This window comes from Gluconobacter sp. P1C6_b, from assembly GCF_018811945.1.
Taxonomy (GTDB): Bacteria; Pseudomonadota; Alphaproteobacteria; order Acetobacterales; family Acetobacteraceae; genus Gluconobacter.
Map to the genome: position 1 here is coordinate 1 of NZ_JACRVU010000026.1, position 17,231 is coordinate 17,231.

The 17,231-nt window shown below is 58.3% G+C and carries 11 protein-coding genes, 2 pseudogenes and 1 other annotated feature; of the genes and pseudogenes, 9 read left to right on the forward strand and 4 right to left on the reverse strand.

The features are described from left to right. A partial coding sequence (locus tag KP701_RS13640; protein ID WP_215747542.1) for a transposase occupies positions 1-172 on the reverse strand: 172 nt, incomplete at its 3' end. A gap of 94 nt (positions 173-266) precedes the next feature. Between KP701_RS13640 and KP701_RS13645 the strand changes: the two are divergent. Next, positions 267-662 (forward strand): annotated as a pseudogene (locus KP701_RS13645) (LysR substrate-binding domain-containing protein); the annotation flags it as partial. A 117-nt stretch (positions 663-779) separates the two neighbouring features. On the opposite strand, the pseudogene KP701_RS13650 reads toward KP701_RS13645, so the two are convergent. Together KP701_RS13650 and KP701_RS13655 are read right to left on the reverse strand one after the other, a co-directional pair. Then, a pseudogene (locus tag KP701_RS13650) lies at positions 780-1,907 on the reverse strand (IS3 family transposase). Then, positions 1,624-1,686 (reverse strand) — a sequence feature (AL1L pseudoknot). It overlaps the preceding pseudogene by 63 nt. A gap of 11 nt (positions 1,908-1,918) precedes the next feature. Further along, positions 1,919-2,800 carry a LysR family transcriptional regulator gene (locus KP701_RS13655; protein WP_215747512.1) on the reverse strand — a complete coding sequence of 294 codons (882 nt, stop codon included), beginning with the start codon at positions 2,798-2,800 and terminating at the stop codon, positions 1,919-1,921. Between the two features lie 97 nt (positions 2,801-2,897). Between KP701_RS13655 and KP701_RS13660 the strand changes: the two genes are divergently transcribed. From KP701_RS13660 to KP701_RS13695, 8 genes are all read left to right on the forward strand, one after another. Continuing rightward, complete coding sequence (locus tag KP701_RS13660; protein WP_215747513.1) at positions 2,898-4,004, forward strand: FAD-binding oxidoreductase; 1,107 nt, start codon at positions 2,898-2,900, stop codon at positions 4,002-4,004. After that, entirely contained in the window at positions 3,988-4,299 is a 312-nt protein-coding gene (locus tag KP701_RS13665; RefSeq protein ID WP_215747514.1) for a (2Fe-2S)-binding protein, read from the forward strand. Before KP701_RS13660 ends, KP701_RS13665 begins: the two co-directional genes overlap by 17 nt. Further along, complete coding sequence (locus KP701_RS13670; protein ID WP_215747515.1) at positions 4,293-5,687, forward strand: NAD(P)/FAD-dependent oxidoreductase; 1,395 nt, start codon at positions 4,293-4,295, stop codon at positions 5,685-5,687. The genes KP701_RS13665 and KP701_RS13670 overlap by 7 nt, the downstream gene beginning before the upstream one ends. Continuing rightward, positions 5,684-6,799 (forward strand): FAD-binding oxidoreductase, encoded by a 1,116-nt coding sequence (locus KP701_RS13675; RefSeq protein WP_215747516.1) that lies wholly within the window; start codon positions 5,684-5,686, stop codon positions 6,797-6,799. The genes KP701_RS13670 and KP701_RS13675 overlap by 4 nt, the downstream gene beginning before the upstream one ends. A gap of 61 nt (positions 6,800-6,860) precedes the next feature. Next, positions 6,861-8,903 (forward strand): hydantoinase/oxoprolinase family protein, encoded by a 2,043-nt coding sequence (locus tag KP701_RS13680; RefSeq protein ID WP_215747517.1) that lies wholly within the window; start codon positions 6,861-6,863, stop codon positions 8,901-8,903. A 23-nt stretch (positions 8,904-8,926) separates the two neighbouring features. Further along, positions 8,927-10,642, forward strand: coding sequence for a hydantoinase B/oxoprolinase family protein (locus tag KP701_RS13685; RefSeq protein ID WP_215747518.1), 1,716 nt, complete (start codon positions 8,927-8,929; stop codon positions 10,640-10,642). A gap of 182 nt (positions 10,643-10,824) precedes the next feature. Beyond that, entirely contained in the window at positions 10,825-13,179 is a 2,355-nt protein-coding gene (locus KP701_RS13690) for a TonB-dependent receptor (RefSeq protein ID WP_215747519.1), read from the forward strand. A gap of 40 nt (positions 13,180-13,219) precedes the next feature. After that, entirely contained in the window at positions 13,220-14,491 is a 1,272-nt protein-coding gene (locus KP701_RS13695; protein ID WP_215747520.1) for an MFS transporter, read from the forward strand. 227 nt (positions 14,492-14,718) lie between these two features. Here KP701_RS13695 and KP701_RS13700 read toward each other — a convergent pair whose 3' ends face one another. After that, complete coding sequence (locus KP701_RS13700) at positions 14,719-17,139, reverse strand: TonB-dependent receptor (RefSeq protein WP_371818986.1); 2,421 nt, start codon at positions 17,137-17,139, stop codon at positions 14,719-14,721. Positions 17,140-17,231: the final 92 nt, after the last annotated feature.

Sequence of the window (17,231 nt, forward strand, 5' to 3'; positions counted from 1 at the left end):
TGTGCGGACCATACGCTTTCGGAGCATCCTTCCACTGAAGGCCGTTGCGGATCACATAAACGATCCCGCTCAGAACACGCCGGTCATCCACGCGTGGCACTCCGTGCGCCAGAGGGAAAAACGGCTCAATCCGCTCCATCTGCCTCTCAGACAGCAAAAACACGTCACTCACAGCCTCATCTCCATCGATAAGACTGTGAATCACAATGCCCCACTCAGTTCAATAAATTAATAGGTCCTGAGCCTAGGCGAACCAAGGCACGCCTGAAACAGTAAACGCGCTGGAAGCACATAACTGCCTGGTATTCGCGTTCCGATGGCACTCGCCAGAATGGAAGTTCCGCGACAAAAACGGGCAACCACAAATTTTCAACCCGAAAGGTAATCTCCTGTTGGGCGATGGCGAAAGCATGCGTCGCCTGACGCTTGCGGGTGCCGGGATCGCCCAACTCTCACTGTTTCAGGTTCAGGAAAATCTCACTGTGGGAAAGCTTGTCCCTGTTCTCGAAAGATTTGCCGCGTGGGAGCCACAGACTGTGCATGCCGTCTTTATGGGGCCAAATCGTTATATACCGCAAAGAGTGCGTGTCTTTGTCGACTATCTGGCTGCCAATCTTCAATCCGACAGTCAAATTTGCGGGGACATGAAATCTGCATCGTGATGTCCGCTGTAGGTGTTTAGTCCCGTGTTTTGATGGTGTGATATTTTCACGTGAGTGGGAGGAAGCATTATGGGACAGTGAACCGCTCCGGGATTGGCGGAGACCGGTTTGCATAAATTAGGCTGCCATGGGGACGTGGTCCATAGCAGCAAAGAGCTGCTGCTCGGCCTTGGCCGGCGTGATGTTGCCGATCGGTTCGAGAATGCGGCGGTTGTTGAACCAGTCGATCCATTCGTGGGTGGGATACTCCACGGCATCAAACGATCGTCATGGTCCGCGCCTGTGGATCACCCCGGCCTTGAACATGCCATTGATGGTCTCGGCTAGCGCATTGTCGTAACTCTCTCCGACGCTGCCGACGGACGGTTCCGATCTCCGCCTCCGCCAGACGCTCGGCGTAGCGGATGGCGACATATTGGGAGTCACGATCCGAGTGGTGAACAAGGTTCCTAGCTCCTGACGGGCAGCGCGCATGGATCGCCTGCTCCAGCGCATCGAGCACGAAGCTCGCATGCGCTGTCCGGCTGACGCGCCAGCCGACGATGTATCGGGCGAACACGTCGATGACGAACGCCACATAAACGAAACCGGCCCAGGTCGTGACGTAGGTGAAGTCCGACATCCGTAGCCGGTTCGGCGCCGATGCCTTGAACTACCTGTTGACGCGATCGAGCGGACAGGGAGCGCTCTTGTCACTGATTGTTGTACGCTTCGCTTTGCCCCGTATCACGCCTTGCAGGCCGCGGTCGCGCATCAATATGGCCACAGTGCAGCGGGCAGCCGGGACGTTTTCCCCGCACAGCTTACGCCAAACCTTCCGTACGCCGCAGACACCAGAGTACTCCGAGAAAACCCGAAAAATCTCGGGCTTAAGGACCTCGTCACGCTTGCTTTGAGCCGATCGCCGTTCTGGCTCGGCCGTTTTCGGAGCCGCTCATAGTAAGCCGACGGGGCGATCTGCAGCATCCTGAAACGCTGTCATTTCCTGAATGGGCGGTCGAGCTCCGCCTGGGCAAAATACGCTGACGCCTTGGGCAGGATCTCATTCATCTGGTGCAGTTCTTGGTTCTCGCGCTCCAGTGCCTTGAGCCGGTGAGCAGTCTCAGACGGAACGCCAGCCCGCTAGCCTGTATCAACCTCGCCCTCATGCTCCAGAACCAGCCGCATCGCACGGGCGCGGACCTCAGGGGAAACCTTCTTCTCAGGAGAACTAGGTCTCCGCCAATCCCGGAGCGGTTCGGCCATCAGGTTCAGGCTTAATCCAGCCGCCGCACAATATCCGAGAAGCGGCGGGTGAGACTGTCCGATTTCTTCTCAACCGGGTAACACACGCGAAATTTGAATTTCACGGCGGGTGAGAATTCCCGGACGATGATGTTCGTGTCATCCGATGGGATATAGAAGGGATGCACGATCGAGACACCCAGCCCCGCCGAGACGAGGGACAGCAGGAGCGGTGCCGTGTTGACGATATGGGCGATGTACAGCGTTGCGTTTTCCTGCTGGAAAATGTCACGGACCAGCCGGGCTGTCAGCGATTCCACGCTGAATGAGATGAATGGGACGTTCGTCAGGTGATGCGGCGTGATAATGGTTTGTGTCACAAGCGGGTGGCCCCGAGGCATGATACAGACCATCGGGCGCTCCATGAGCGAAACGCAGGTGATGCCGTCCGTCAGTTGCTGGCTGCCGATCACCCCGACATCAATCGTCTTGCTGGTAAGGCCACGCAGGATGTCGATTGAGGGCAGGGAAACGATATTGAGAAAGACGTTCTCGTTCTTTTCAAGATAAAGCGCGGCTGCCCGGGAAATAAAACCTGTTGAGAGAGCGGGCAGGACGCCAATAACCAGCTCCCTGTTCTTGCGGCGCCGGATGGCATGGACGACATCTTCGATCTTGTTGAGGCTGTGATAAAGGCAGGACACTTCTTCATACAGTGTTCTGGCCTCGACAGTGGGCCACAGGCGGCCTTTTGCGCGCTCGAACAGTTCCAAACCGGTATCGATTTCCAAGTGCCGGAGCAGTTTGCTGGCTGCTGGCTGGGAGATGTTCAGTTCTACGGCTGCCGCGCTGACGGTTTTCTGTTCCATCAGGGTGGTGAAGAGTTCGATCTGCCGGAAATTCAGGGGCTTCATCGCGGCCATAACCTTCCGGAATGGGATGGGTCAAAAACGGTCTTAGACAATTAATAATCGAATCTGCAACGTTCTTGTGTCGAAAGGATTGGATGTGATGTTCGATTGTGTGGTCATCGGGGGTGGGGTTGTCGGTTCGGCCATTGCCTATGGTCTGGCTTCACATCTGGATTCTGTTTTGATGATTGACGGAAGAGACAGCGAACCGCGCGCTGCCCAAGCGAATTTCGGGCTGGTCTGGTATCAGAGCAAGGGTGTGGGCATGCCCGCCTATCAGCGTCTGTCCCGGCTGGCGGTCGAAGAATGGCGCAGTTTTTCCGAGGAAATCGAAGAAACAGGCGGAATCCCGATCGAGTTCGCAGGGCCGGGTGGACTGACGTTCTGTCTGGGCGATCAGGAACTCGAAGCCCGGCAGACGATCCTGTCCAGACTTGCAGGCCAGATGGAGAGGACCGAAATCGGGATGCTCTCCCGCCACGAACTGGAACGTCTGTATCCCGGCATACGCCTTGGAAAAGACGTTACCGGGGGGGCATTTTCCGCTCTGGACGGTCATGTCAATCCGCTGCGTCTTCTGATGGCGCTTCAACAGGGATTTGTGAATGCTGGAGGGACGGTTCATCGCGGAAGACGTGTCGATGGGATCGAGGTCTGCGGTGGGCAGTTCAGGCTGCATCTGAAAAGGAGTGTCGTGCACGCGGCCCGGGTGGTGATCGCGGCGGGGGAAGCGAGCCGGGTTCTTGCCGAGCCGCTTGGCATGACGCTGCCGTTCACCTTGCAGCGCGGGCAGATCCTCGTGACAGAGCGTGTGGGGCCTGTGTTGCCCTATCCGTCCGACCGCATCCGGCAGACTGCCGGGGGCACGATCATGATTGGTGGCACCAAGGAGAATGTCGGCCGCGACACAGGAACGACGGCCAATGCGGCAGCCAGTCTGGCGGCCCGCGCCATCAGGGTATTTCCTGATCTGGCGCGCGTTTCAGCCGTCCGTCAGTGGAGCGGCCGACGCGTAATCACGCCGGATATCGCACCCATTTACGAGCGCAGTTCCAGGTTTCCGGGAGCGTATGCCTGCATCTGCCATTCGGGGGTGACGCTGGCGGCCTATCACGCACGCGGTCTCGCGAAGCGCATCGCCGGATATGGGAGTTGGGATGACGTCCAGAAGTTCAGTGCCAGGAGGTTCGATGTTCAGGCTGCTTGAAGATGACCGGGGCAGGATGGAGAGCACGGTGACGATCGAGATTGACGGATATCCGGTCATCGCGCGGATCGGAGAAACGGTGGCGTCCGCGCTGTTGCGTGAGGGCGCTTCCTGGAGCCGGACGACACCGGTCTCCGGTGCCCGGCGGGCTCCGTACTGTATGATGGGTGTGTGTTTCGAATGTCTGATGCTGGTCGAGGGAGAAGGGCTGGTCCGCGCGTGCCAGACGCCTGTCCGGGACGGTCTGAAGGTGGAGCGGCAGATGGGGCCACGGAAGGTGGGGCCGTCATGCTGAAGCCGGATCTTCTGATCGTGGGAGCCGGCCCGGCTGGAATGAGCGCTGCGATCGTTGCGGCGCGTGCAGGGCTGAAGGTTGTCGTCGTTGACGAGCAGCCGACCCCCGGAGGCCAGATCTGGCGTGGGGTCGAAGCGAATGCGGGGACATCCCGCGGCAGGGCGCTGGGGGCGCAGTACTGCTCCGGTCTGGCGACAGTCCGGGCGTTTCGTGAATGTGGGGCGGTTTACTGGCCGTCCACTCGGGTCTGGCAGATCGAGCCCACTCTGGGGACGTATGTCACCGGCCCCGGGGGGACACGTGTGATCACCCCGCGTCTGGTTCTGATCGCTACAGGAGCGCAGGAGCGTCCGGCTCCGTTGCGGGGATGGACGTTGGCCGGGGTCATGACGGTTGGGGCAGCGCAGATCCTGCTCAAGAACCCCGGAAGCGTTCCTTCGGAGGCTGTCTGGATTGCGGGATGTGGGCCGCTGGCGCTGCTCTATGCACATCAGCTGGTCAGAATGGGAGGAGCGGTGGCGGGTTTTCTCGATACCCGGCCTTCCACTCCGCTGCGTGAGTCGTTGCGGCTCGCAGGCAGGGCTGTCCTGCGGAGCAGCGGCGAGCTTGCCAAGGGCGCCTCCTGGTATGCGGAGCTGCGCCATCGTGCCGGACGCTATGTTCCGGGTGTTGTTGATCTTCAGGCTCTGGGGACGGATCGGCTTGAGGGCGTACGCTACCGGACGGCAGCCGGACGGGTGGAAGAGATCAGGACGTCTCTTCTGCTGATTCATGAAGGGGTGCTGCCCGAACTGCATACGGTGCGCAGTCTCGGATGTGAAATCCAATGGGATGCCGGCCAGGCCGCATACAGGCCCGTTCTGAACGAATGGGGGGAGTGCAGCCATCCCGATATCCTGATCGCGGGGGATGCGGCAGGTATTGGTGGCGCCGAGGCTGCCGTCCATCGGGGCAGGCTGTCGGCTCTGCGCATTCTGCAAAGGTTGGGGAAAGTCGCAGCTGAACCCGGGATGACCGAGGAGAACTGTCGGACTGCCCTCGCGCGTGCCCTGGCGCTGCGCCCTTTTCTGGATCGGGTTTTCCGGCCGCGCGGGGAGATCTTTGCGCCGGATGATGACACGATCGTCTGTCGTTGCGAGGAACTGCGGGTTCGCGATCTGCGTGCGGCGCTTGCGGGGAGCGTGGGCCCGAACCAGCTCAAGGCCTTTACCCGGGCGGGAATGGGACCCTGTCAGGGGCGACAGTGCGGCCTGACCGTGGCGGCCCTGATTGCCGCTGCCGAAGGACGTCAGATGAGTGATGTTCAGCCCTTCCGGGTGCGGCCACCCCTGAAACCGGTCCGGCTCTGCGATCTGGCCGGCCTGGCAGATGAAGGTCTTTCGTCATGAAGGCTGGGCAGGCCACGACGGCCGTGATCGGCGGGGGGCTGCATGGTCTGGCCTGTGCGCTGGCTCTGGTGCAGCGGGGGCAGGACGTCGTGTTGTTCGAACGGTCATGGATCGGGCGGCGGGCATCGGGCGCAACGGCGGCGGGTGTCCGGACCCTGTGGCGTGATCCGGCGGAAATTGCCCTTTCCCTTGAGGCGCTGGAGCGGTGGTACCGGATGGATGCGCTTGTCGGGGATGACTGCGGCTTTCGGGCGGGCGGTCAGATCAAGGTTGCCGAAAGTCATGCCGAGATGGAGGCACTGGCGGCCCGGTCTGCCCGGACGCGTGACCTCGGATTCCATCATGAAGAACTGATCGATCCCCGGGAACTGCGTCGGCTGGCCCCCATGATCAGTGAGCACTGTGTCGGGGGGCTCATCGCCCGTCGCGATGGGGCGGCTGATCCCCATCGGACAATTGCCGCATTCCGCGGGGCTGCCGAAGGGTATGGGGCCGTTATTCGCGAAGGGATCTCCGTCATGGCGCTTGAACCTGATGCTGGCGGGTGGCGCGTGGTGACGGATGCCGGAAACTGGTCCGTGCGCCATGTCGTCAATGCGGCAGGCGCCTGGGGCGGTCAGGTCTGCCGGATGGTCGGTGAGGCCATCCGGTTTGGGTACAAGGCGTCCATGGTGTTTGTCACCGAGCGGGTACAGCAGGCATTCGGACCGGTTTTCAGCACGGTCGGCCGGCCCTTGAGCTTCAAGCAGTCGTCGCAGGGAACGCTGGTTGTCGGCGGTGGGATCCAAGGGTGGGCCGATCTGGAAAAGGGGTCAACGCAGGTTGATTTCCGTGCCCTGGCCCGGGGGGCGGCAGCGGCGCAGACGCTGTTTCCGGCCATCCGGAATGTCCAGATCGTGCGGGCCTGGACGGGATTGGAAGGAAAGACGCCAGACCTTCTGCCGGTCATCGGGCCGTCCGCACGTGCTCCTGGTGTCTTCCATACATTCGGATTTTCCGGTCACGGGTTCGAGCTTGTTCCCTTGGTCGGGGAGATCATCGCCGACTGCATCATGCACGGTCGGTCCCATTACGATATCGGCGCCTTCGATGTCGCCCGTCTTCTGGTCTGAGGTTCGCATGATGTCTGGAAAGAAGCCGAATACTGAAAACAGTCTATCAGCGGAGGTTCCCATGGTCCGGATAGGAATAGATGTCGGCGGAACGTTTACCGATTTTATGGTCTCGGAGGCGGATGGTGGAGAACTGTCTTATTTCAAGACACCCTCCACTCCGCATGATCCGTCCGAAGCCATTCTGACGGGGATCAGAACGATCCTTGAGACACGGGGGATTGCGGCCGGGAAGGTCGCGTATCTTGGGCATGGAACCACTGTTGCCACCAATATGATCATTAAGGGCAAGGGCGTCACCACGGGTCTGATCACGACACGGGGCTTCCGGGATGTCCTGGCGATCGGTCGGCAGACGCGGCCTTATCTTTATGATTTCCATAAGGAAAAGCCCGAGCCGGTGGTGGAGCGCTGTCATCGTCTTGAGGTGAGCGAGCGTGTGACGGCTTCAGGAGACGTGCTGCAGCCGCTGGATCTGGAGGAACTGGGGCGGGGGGTTGAAAGCCTGCTGACCGATGGGGTGCAGGCCATAGCCATCTCGTTTTTGCACAGTTACCGCGCGCCGGAGCATGAAAAGGAAGCGGAGCATTATATCCGCGAGCGCTGGCCCGACCTCTACGTCACGCGATCCTCGGCCGTGCTACCTGAGTTCCGTGAGTTCGAACGCACATCGACCGCGGTGCTGAATGCCTGTGTCGGCCCGAAGATGGCGCATTATCTTGACCATCTCTGCGCCGATACGCGTGAATTGGGTATTGGTGTCGAGCCGATGACGATCCACTCCAATGGTGGTCTGCTGCCAGTGGCGGCCGCCCAGCGTTTTCCTGTTGCGACATGCCTCTCTGGTCCGGCAGCGGGTGTGATCGGTGCGGCGATCGTTTCGTCGCTGGCGGGGATGCCGGATATTGTTACGTTTGATGTGGGTGGGACGAGCACGGATGTTTCGCTGGTTTCCGGCGGTCAGCCACGCTTTACGCGAAGCCGCGACGTTGCCGGGCCCCCTGTCCGGCTGCCGATGGTGGACATTACGGTGATCGGTGCGGGCGGCGGAAGCATCGCCCATGTGGATGCCAGCGGGGGACTCAAGGTTGGGCCCCGCAGTGCGGGTGCCGTTCCCGGGCCGGCCGCCTATGGCAAGGGCGGCGACAATCCGACGCTCACTGACGCCAATATCGTGCTCAACCGCCTCAATCCCGTGTCTCTTCTGGATGGGCGACTGCCGGTGGATCGGGACGCCGCCTGCCGGACTGTCGAGCGGAATCTCGCGGACAGGCTGGGTATTTCGCTTGACGAAGCTGCCTATGGGATCATCCGGATTGCCGCAGCGAACATGGCGCGTGCCATTCGCGCCGTTACGGTCGAGCAGGGGCATGATATCCGCAAGCTCGCGCTCTTCGCCTTTGGTGGCGGCGGCCCTCTTCATGCGACGGAGGTTGCGCGCGAGGCCGAGATCCGGCGGATCATCATTCCACGCGAACCCGGCACGATGTGTGCCCGTGGCACGTTGATGTCGGACATCAGTCTCGATTTCTCCCGGACGCTTCTGGAACGTGCGGATGACGATGGCTGGTCGGTCACGATCGAGACCCTCGAAACTCTCGTCCGCAGGGGCGACGCATGGTTGCAGACCGAAGGAATTGCGGCTTCCGCACGGGTCTTCAATGCGACGGTCAATGCGTATTACGTCGGGCAGAACCATGAAATTCCGGTCAGCGTGGATCTGTCGCCGATCCCTTCAGTGACGGCGTTCCGCGAGGCGTTCCATCACGCGCACAGGGCGGCGTATGGAACATGCTTCCCGAACCGTCAGGTCGTGATCGTGAGCGTGGCCGTTCAGGCTGTCGGGACGATCGCAAAGGAAAGTCCGGCTCTCCTGACGGGCGGCAAGTCGCTGGCCGAGGCGTTCAAGGAACGACGCGAGGTCTATCTGGGGCCGGCTGGATGGCAGGCGTTGAACGTCTACCGGCGTGATGTTCTGGCGGCTGGTGAGATGATCATCGACCCGGCCATCCTTGAGGAAATGAGTTCGACCACGGTTCTGCTCTCCGGTCAGACCGGGCGCATCGACCGCTACGGAAACATCATCATCGACGATGAATTCTGATGCAGCCATCAGGGGAGAAAGACATGATGAACGAGGTTTCGAGACCCGCTGATAGCGTTGAAATGGAAGTGTTCAGCAACCGCCTGCTGTCCATTACCGAAGTTATGGCGATTCACATGATGAAGTCGTCCTTTTCCGCACAGATCAAGGAAAGGCGCGACTTTTCAGTCGGCATCTTCGATGCGGAGGGGCATCTTCTGGCGCAGGGAACGCATATCCCGCTGCATCTGGGATCTCTTCTGGGGGCTCTGGAGACGACACTGGCCTGTGTCAGCATTGCCGACATGCGCGATGGTGACAGTTATATCTGTAATGATCCCTATCTGGCTGGCGGGACGCATCTGCCGGATATCGCCATTGTTACGCCCGTCTTCCTTGAGGGGGGTGTCGTCGCATTCGTCGCCAATATCGGGCATCACACGGATGTAGGGGGCATTGTTCCCGGCTCGATCGCGGCCGGAGCAAAAAGCATTTTTGAAGAGGGAATTCGCATCCCGGTCGTTCGGATCGCTCGGGACTGGGAAGTGGACGGGAACCTGCTGGCCGTGATCGCTGCCAATTCCCGCCTTCCGGATGAGCGGGCGCTCGATCTGCGTGTTCAGGTGACGGTCAACCGGCTGGGCTCGGAGCAGACACGCGCCCTGTTCGAGCGGATGGGCATCGTGAATGTCCGTGCTGCGGTGCGGGACCTGCTGTCCTATACGTCGCATCGCCTGATCCGGCATGTCGCTGCGGTGCCTGAAAAGCGCTGTTCGTTTGAAAGCCGACTGGACGACGACGGGACGGGACAAGGCCGCCCCGTAAGGATCGTGGTAACTGTCTGGCACGAGGCCGGAAAGCTGCATGTCGATTTTACCGGCACTGACAGGCAGGTCGTCGGTGCGATGAATGTCAGCAGGAATGCTCTGAAGGCTTCGGTCTATTACTGCGTGAAAACGCTGCTCGATCCGGAGCTGATGCCCAATAGCGGCCTGTTTGACGCCGTAACGATATCGGCGCCGCCTGGCAGCATCGTCTCCCCGGATTACCCTGCGGCCTGTGGAGCACGGAGTATTACCTGCCAGAAAGTCGCCCGGGCGGTTTTCGGAGCCTTTCGCGGTCTGCTTCCGGCCGGGCAGGTCATCGCCTCAAGTCATGATGTGCTTCCCGTAATCTCGCTTTCCGGCAGACATCCCGGTAGCGGGGCGTATTATGTATATGCAGAAGCGATCGGGGGCGGCGCAGGCGCAACCGCCGGTCATGATGGCATGGATGCCGTTCAGGTGCACGTCACCAACAGTCTGAACATGCCGAGTGAAGTTCTGGAAATCGAATTTCCGCTACTGGTCGAGGAGTATGGCCTGGCGATCGATTCCGGCGGGAACGGGCATTATCGCGGCGGGTTGGGGATTGTCCGGCAGTTGCGGGTTCTGGCTGATGAGACCGTGCTTTCGGTCCGTTCTGACTCGCATAAATTCGGTGCTGACGGGGTGCATGGCGGTGGGACGGGGCAGGTCGGTGCGCTGGTTCTGCAACGGGATGGGGCTGTGCAGGAAATGTCGTCCAAGGTCGATGGACTGGTGCTGGATGCCGGGACCACCGTGCGTTTTACGACGCCCGGCGGGGGTGGCTTCGGCTCTGCAAAAATTCGGCCTGTCTCGGCGCTTATGCTGGACCTGAAAAACGGAGTGCTGACGCGGGAGCAGGCTCTCCGTGATTATGGAGATATCCTGCAGGCTGCAGAACGCGCTGAGTTCTGAGTAGAGCGGTGGTTTGTTGTGGCTTTAGTGTTGCGAAATAACAACAATATCAAATGATCCAGGAGTAAAGACCGATGTTTCGACCAAATGAAGTGTCTCGTTCTCGTCTTTGTCTGTCATTTGCGTTGCTTGGCTGCTCGATACTCAGTCCGCTGTCAGATGTTCTGGCTGCCGAAAGGGAGATGCAGAAAGCGCACGGGAAAAGCAGCCACTCCAGATCCGGGCAGGCGGCGTCGCAACCTGCGGCACAGAAGCCGAAGAAAAAACCTTCGTCTTCTGCTGGTATCAACGCTTCGGGAGATGCCGAGGCTGTCGAGGTTCATGCTGTGGCGCGGTTTGCCGGTGGGCGGTTCAAGAAACAGGTTGCGCCGGAATCCCGCAGTTCGGTGGGGGCCGCCTATATCGCGCAGCAGGCCGCAGCAGCCAGTCCGTTACAGATCATCCAGAATCTTCCAGGCGTCAATTATGGTACGTCCGATACTTTCGGGCTGTCGAACCGACAGAACTTCAATATCCGCGGTCTGAACCAGACGGAAATCGGCTGGGTTGTCGAAGGCATGCCCGGTATCGATATGGTTTACTACCAGCCCTATATCGAGACCTGGGCCGATAATGAGAACGTGTCCGATCTGACGGTGCTTCAGGGAACGTCCCGCCTGTACGATCCTGTTGCCACGGCGACAGGCGGCGAACTGATCGAAACCATCCGCGACCCATCTGACAAAATGGGCGGTCACATCGGTTATGCGGCCGGTTCCTATCGGGCGCAGCGCGTCTTTGTCCGCGCGGATTCCGGCTATATTGGCAATACGGGGCTGAAGATGTTCGGTTCCTATTCCTACGTCGGCTCTGACAATTTTTCGGGAAGTGGCCGCAGTCATCGCACCCATATTGATTACAAGGCTGTCAAGGAGTGGAAAGACAAGGCGCGCAGTTCACTATTTTTCTCTTTTGACGACTGGTACATCGCACGCTCCAAGCCTGTAACCCTATCGGGTTGGGAAAGTGCCAATGACCGTGCTGACGGTTTTTCTGCGCTGAATTATTCGGGAACCTATACTCCCGGGCAGACGACGGATTACTGGAAGCCGAATATCTACAAGTATCAGGATGTCATGGCATCCTTTCAGAACTGGTGGCAGGTCACGGACCGGCTCCGTCTGCATCTGACGCCATACATGCGATGGGAAAAGAGCGATGCTGCGGGGCAGACAGCGCTGTCAACGAGCAGCATCTACAACGGGAACCAGAAGGTTTTGGTCAATACGGACGGAGTTTATTTTACCGATGCCGGGAAAACTCGTTTTTCGGCCATGACCAATACACTTCAGAATATTTACACAACGGGTATGAATCTGTACGGTGATTATGATGTTTCGGATACGAACCGTCTGACTGTCGGGTACTGGTTTGAACACTGGAATATCTCGACGCTTGGTGGACTGGCGCCCATGAACCAGTATGGCGAGACAGAAAACGACTTTGGAAAATATGTTCTGAAGACGACTGATGGCGACATGGTCGCCGGGTCGCACTATCAGGAATCCTACAACCTTCATTCCCTGTATGTGACTGATTCACAGGATCTTCTGAACCACAAGCTGAAGGTGGCTGCTGGTTTCAAGGAAATGCTGTTCAACCTTTCGGGCACCAATCAGGCGCCGGGGTCACAGTATCATTATGCCGCCAGTTTCAGTCGTCCGATGCCGCGGCTGAGTGTGTCCTATGCGCCCAATCGGGAAATGCAGGTCTACCTGAACGCGACGACCAATACGCGTGTGCCGATGCCGGCAAATACTTACCCCAACCTGTATTCGGTCTCGACGGGTAAGCTGTCCCAGGTAGGGAATGATTCCCAGCAGCCTGAATATGCGATCAGCGAGGAACTGGGTTTTCGCTATCATGGCGTACTCAATTTCTCGCTGGCCCTGTTCAATATGAACATTACGAACCATCAGGTTTCGACGCTTGTCTCCATCAATGGGGCGCAGGTCAGTCAGGCTATTTCCATGGGGGGTGAGACGGCGCGGGGTGTAACGGCTGAAATTGCCGGCCATAGATACTGGGGACTGGCTCCTTATGTGAACGGACAGTTCCTGCATGCCACGATGGACAATAACTTCAAGGTCGGAAATGATGCCCTGCCCACGGCTGGCAAGATTGCCGTGCAATCTCCCAAGTTCATGGCCAATATTGGCCTGAATTATCAGCATGGCCCCTATTACGCCAATCTGTCCTTTAAATGGGTTGATTCCCAGTATTCAACCTTCATGAACAACCAAAGCATGCCGGCTTACAAGACGGTGGATCTGGGATTTGGTTATCATTTTCCGTCTTACGGGCCACTGCATAATGCGACGCTGAGTCTGAACTTCACCAATCTGACCAATGTCCGTTATCTCAGCTCCGTCGCAACAGTCGTTAGTACAGCGAAATCTATGCGGGGCGTTTACGGTACGACCATCGCAGCCGGTACGCCTGCGTATTATATGGCCGCTCCTCTCGGCGTCATGATGAACCTATCCACGGATTTCTGAAAACAGAGCGTGTAATAGACCATTTTTCTGGAGGGACTTCATGAGTTTGCTACGGTCAGGACTTCTCGTGAACCGATGGGCCACTCTCCTGCTGATTATTGCGCCACTCAACTTTCTGCTGGGTGTCGACAGAAATGCCCTGACCGTATGCTCTCCCCTCGTTCGTGCAGATCTGCAGATTGGTGCCGTTGCGATGGCGGCGCTGATTACTACCGCAACGGCAATCTATGCTTTTCTGCAACTTCCAGCGGGATGGTTTGTTCAAAAGATCGGTGTTCGCTGGGCGCTTTTCGGGGCCTGCCTGCTGTGGTCAATCGCGACGCTCGCAACCGGGCTTCCACATTCCCTATGGCAGTTCGCGGCCGCTCGGATTGCCCTTGGGATTGGTCAGGCGCCGGACTGGGTGGCGTCGATTCTTGCCCTGAAGCTTCTTTTTTCAGAAAAGGACCGTGAAGCCGCAAATTCGGTTCTCCTTGGATCTCTGTACATTGGTTATTCCGCTAGCGGATGGCTGACTGCTTGGCTTATGGGGTTCGCAGGCTGGCGAGGCAGTTTCCAGATCTTCGGACTGGTGGGAATGGCCGTGAGTGTCCTCGTGTTTGTGCTGTATGGAGGGGCATCGCTGGAGCAGCCCCGGCAGGTCAGGGAAGACGTGAATTCCGGAAAACGGCCTGACATTCGCAGGTTACTCGGTGTCATGCCGGTTGCCCTGTTTTACGGCATCGTCTGCTGTATGCAGAGCTTCTTTCACGTGACCTTTTCCCATTTCGTCATGAACCGTTTCGCGCTGAGTGCGACGACGGCAGGTCATGTCTTTTCGCTGCCCTGGCTGGTTCTGTATGTGGCAGCGATCGGGTGGGGCGCGGGTATCAGAAGTCTGAAGAAGGCCTACCCATCATTCGGACTGCGACAGCAGACATATATGGGATGCACCGCAATCGTTATCGCCGCACTGGGGCTGGGGGGCGGTATCCTGTGTAGCAATATCGTGATGTGTCTGGGGCTGTTTGCCGTGTGCATGCTGTCCATCGGACTTTGTCAGGTTTTGACCTGGACGCAGGTGCAGCGTTTTGAATGGGGAGCGGCTATCGCGGCCGGGGCGGTTGCTCTGGCAGGAAATCTTGCCTCTTCGGCTGCCCCGGTTGGATATGAAATGATATTCGCCCGTTCTGGCGGATGGTGCACTGTTTCGCTTGTTGTGTGTGTTCTGGGGGGAATGGGCGTCATCGTCTGGCAGCTGGCGCATCGGAAGGACGGTGCGGTCAGCCGGCTGGACGACATAAGCATCCAGAAAGGTACGGACACGGTCTGAAAGTGACAGGATCCTTATGGCATCACGTCTTCTTGCAGGCGTGATGCCATGTAATTGTCAAAAGGCCCTCACAGTTCGATCCCGATTGATTGGTAAAGCGATGCGTCCGGCGATTTAGGACGCGGTTATCTGCCGCCCGGATCAAATGAAACGCGGCCCTGCGAGGGTTCCTCGCAGGGCCGCGTAAAATGTTGTTCTGATCCCGGGGTGAAGCGTCCCGGTTTCACTCAGAAGGAAGACGAGATGTTGATGACAAAGGTCATGGGGGCGGCGAGGAAGTAGGCGGGGGTCGAGCCTGCGACGATCTGGCCGTTCGTGGCGCGTGTTGGGCGTGCATTGGTGGTGACAGTACTGATCCCGCCAAGATAGGCCTTGTTCGTCAGGTTCATGAAGTTCAGACGAAGAACTGGCTCATGCAGGACAAACCATTTCGGGAAATGGTAACCCAGCCCCAGATCGACAGTCTTGTAGGCAGGCATCGACTGATCGTCCATGAAGGTCGAGTACTGGGAATCAACATATTTGAACGTTACGTTGGCGAAGAATGGTCCCTTTGTGTACATCACGCCGACATTAGCCATAAATTTCGGGCTGAAAACCGCGATTTTTCCGGCAGTGCGCAGTGTCCCCGAGGCCGTGTTGAAGTTGTTGTCCATCGTGGAATGGAGATATTGCCCGTTCACATAAGGCGCGAAACCGTAGAGGGGATGAAGGGATGCTTCTGCCGTCACGCCGCGTACGGTCTGGCCGCCTGCCGCGATGGCGGTGTTGGTTGAGGCCCCGTTGATGAAGGCCTGGGTCGTGACCTGGTGGTTCGTCAGGTTGGCGTTGAAAAATGCCGCGTCGAAATTGAAAGCGCCGTAGTAACGGAAGCCCAGCTCCTCGCTGATCGTGTATTCCATACGGGCATTGTTCGAGCCGCTCTGGGAGATGGCCCCCGTTGCGGTGCTGTAAATGTTGGGATAGGTCGACAGCGGAACAGGAGGCCGTGCGTTGGTTGTTCCGTTGATATAGATCTGCATTTCCTTGTTGATATTATATGAAACCGAGACACGCGGCATGGGCTGCGTGATGGCCTGAGAGAAATGGTATTGTGGTCCGGCGAGCTGGTTGGTGCCAGAGACGTAAAACATCATCTCCTTCACGCCGGCAGTAATCTTCAGCTTGTCGTCAAAGAAGCTTTGCGTGTCCGAAACGTAGAAGTTGTTGATCATCGTGGACATCTGATACTTGGCGCCCGCGATGAGACTGCCATTCGTGGCGTAAAGCAGGTCCTTGCCCATATAGCTGGACGCGTTTCCGGTAATGTCCAGAGGCGTAACCCCGGATGTCGCGTCCATGTTCCAGTGATCGAACCAGTAACCGAAAATGAGGTGATTGCTGTGGATCGGATCATATTGGATATAGGTGTTGACGCCTGTTTCGTATTCGCGTTGCGCCGTATTTGCCAGACCGTTGACGCGTCCGTTGACGAGCGTCAGGTTGGACGTATCCAGAGTGACGCGCTGGTCTCCCGAATACAGAGAGTCGGGGTTAAGTGAAGTCTGGCCCGGACTGTTGGAGAAGTTCCAGTGGAAATAGGGCGTGATATGCAGGTTCAGGTGACGCGCAAGCAAGAATTCGTTCTGGAATGAAATCAGAACACTGTTACGGTGATAAAGATAGTTCTTCCAGTAGTTGGTTGTCACTCCCGGAACATAGCTGGAAGCATAGTTTCCTACGGAAAAATTATTGTTCGTCTTTGCCCCAGTTTCATAGGCTGCGAGCGTATAGGGGTTGCTACGTGCATTCTTCCAGGCATCGTAAGAGACGAATAGACTGCTGCGTCCGATGGAGCCCCACTCCTTGAGCGCCTTGAAGTCGACATGTGTTTTGTTGCTGCGCCCGGAACCCGCGAATATGTCGGCGGCGGTATAGGATGCGGAACCGAACAGGCGGATGCCGGAATGGCCGATATAGCCGCTGTCGAGCCGTCCGAATACACGTTGCGAGCGGTAGGATCCCGCAGCATAGGAAATCATGCCACCGGCTTTTTCTGAAGGATCCCGTACTGTCTCGATCAGTTCACCACCCGAGGAAGACTGAACTGGGTCGTTGATCCGCGAGGTGCTGGGAATCAGCGTTATGTCAGACAGATTTTCATTGTCTGCATAGCTCTCGGTATACGGATTGTAATAGGCCTGATCGACGCCCGGCACGCCTTCAATCGTATAACCCAACTGGGTCTGCTGGAAGCCGCGGACGCTGATCGTGTTGCGGATGCTCAGACCGAACGCATCCTGCGTGCCATAGTTGACGCCCGGCAGGGTGGAGACGAGTTGCAATGGCGAGGCGATGGCTGATTTGCGTGCAATGGCAGCCGCCGTAATGGAGCTTGTGGATTCCGGGGCGACCTGACGTTTCATGAAGCCGCCTGCCATGCGCCGTCCGGCGGAGACATGGATCTGTTCAGGATCGGACTGCACCTTGAGCGCGCCTGGCGTTCTGCGAGGTGCGGGATGGGAGGCGGGGGGAGCACTATGTCCGCTGTGAGTCCGGACGCTCTTCGCGGAGGGGGTGGCACCCTGTGCGCCTATGGGGGACATCGCACTGGCCGCAAACAGGAGCGTGGTTGCCGACAGGCGTCTGGAGAATGTGAAAGATGCCACTGACATGATCTCCGTTTTCAGGGCTCGCAGCGGGTTACGATCGGTGGAGCGGGGTTGTTATCGTTGCGATTTGGAAAGCATCTTCTGAAGGG

Excerpts from the sequence above, each read along its gene's own strand:
- KP701_RS13655 (WP_215747512.1), bottom strand. The coding sequence starts at position 2,800 with ATGAAGCCCCTGAATTTCCGGCAGATCGAACTCTTCACCACCCTGATG.
- KP701_RS13660 (WP_215747513.1), top strand. The coding sequence starts at position 2,898 with ATGTTCGATTGTGTGGTCATCGGGGGTGGGGTTGTCGGTTCGGCCATT.
- KP701_RS13665 (WP_215747514.1), top strand. The coding sequence starts at position 3,988 with ATGTTCAGGCTGCTTGAAGATGACCGGGGCAGGATGGAGAGCACGGTG.
- KP701_RS13670 (WP_215747515.1), top strand. The coding sequence starts at position 4,293 with ATGCTGAAGCCGGATCTTCTGATCGTGGGAGCCGGCCCGGCTGGAATG.
- KP701_RS13675 (WP_215747516.1), top strand. The coding sequence starts at position 5,684 with ATGAAGGCTGGGCAGGCCACGACGGCCGTGATCGGCGGGGGGCTGCAT.
- KP701_RS13680 (WP_215747517.1), top strand. The coding sequence starts at position 6,861 with ATGGTCCGGATAGGAATAGATGTCGGCGGAACGTTTACCGATTTTATG.
- KP701_RS13685 (WP_215747518.1), top strand. The coding sequence starts at position 8,927 with ATGATGAACGAGGTTTCGAGACCCGCTGATAGCGTTGAAATGGAAGTG.
- KP701_RS13690 (WP_215747519.1), top strand. The coding sequence starts at position 10,825 with ATGCAGAAAGCGCACGGGAAAAGCAGCCACTCCAGATCCGGGCAGGCG.
- KP701_RS13695 (WP_215747520.1), top strand. The coding sequence starts at position 13,220 with ATGAGTTTGCTACGGTCAGGACTTCTCGTGAACCGATGGGCCACTCTC.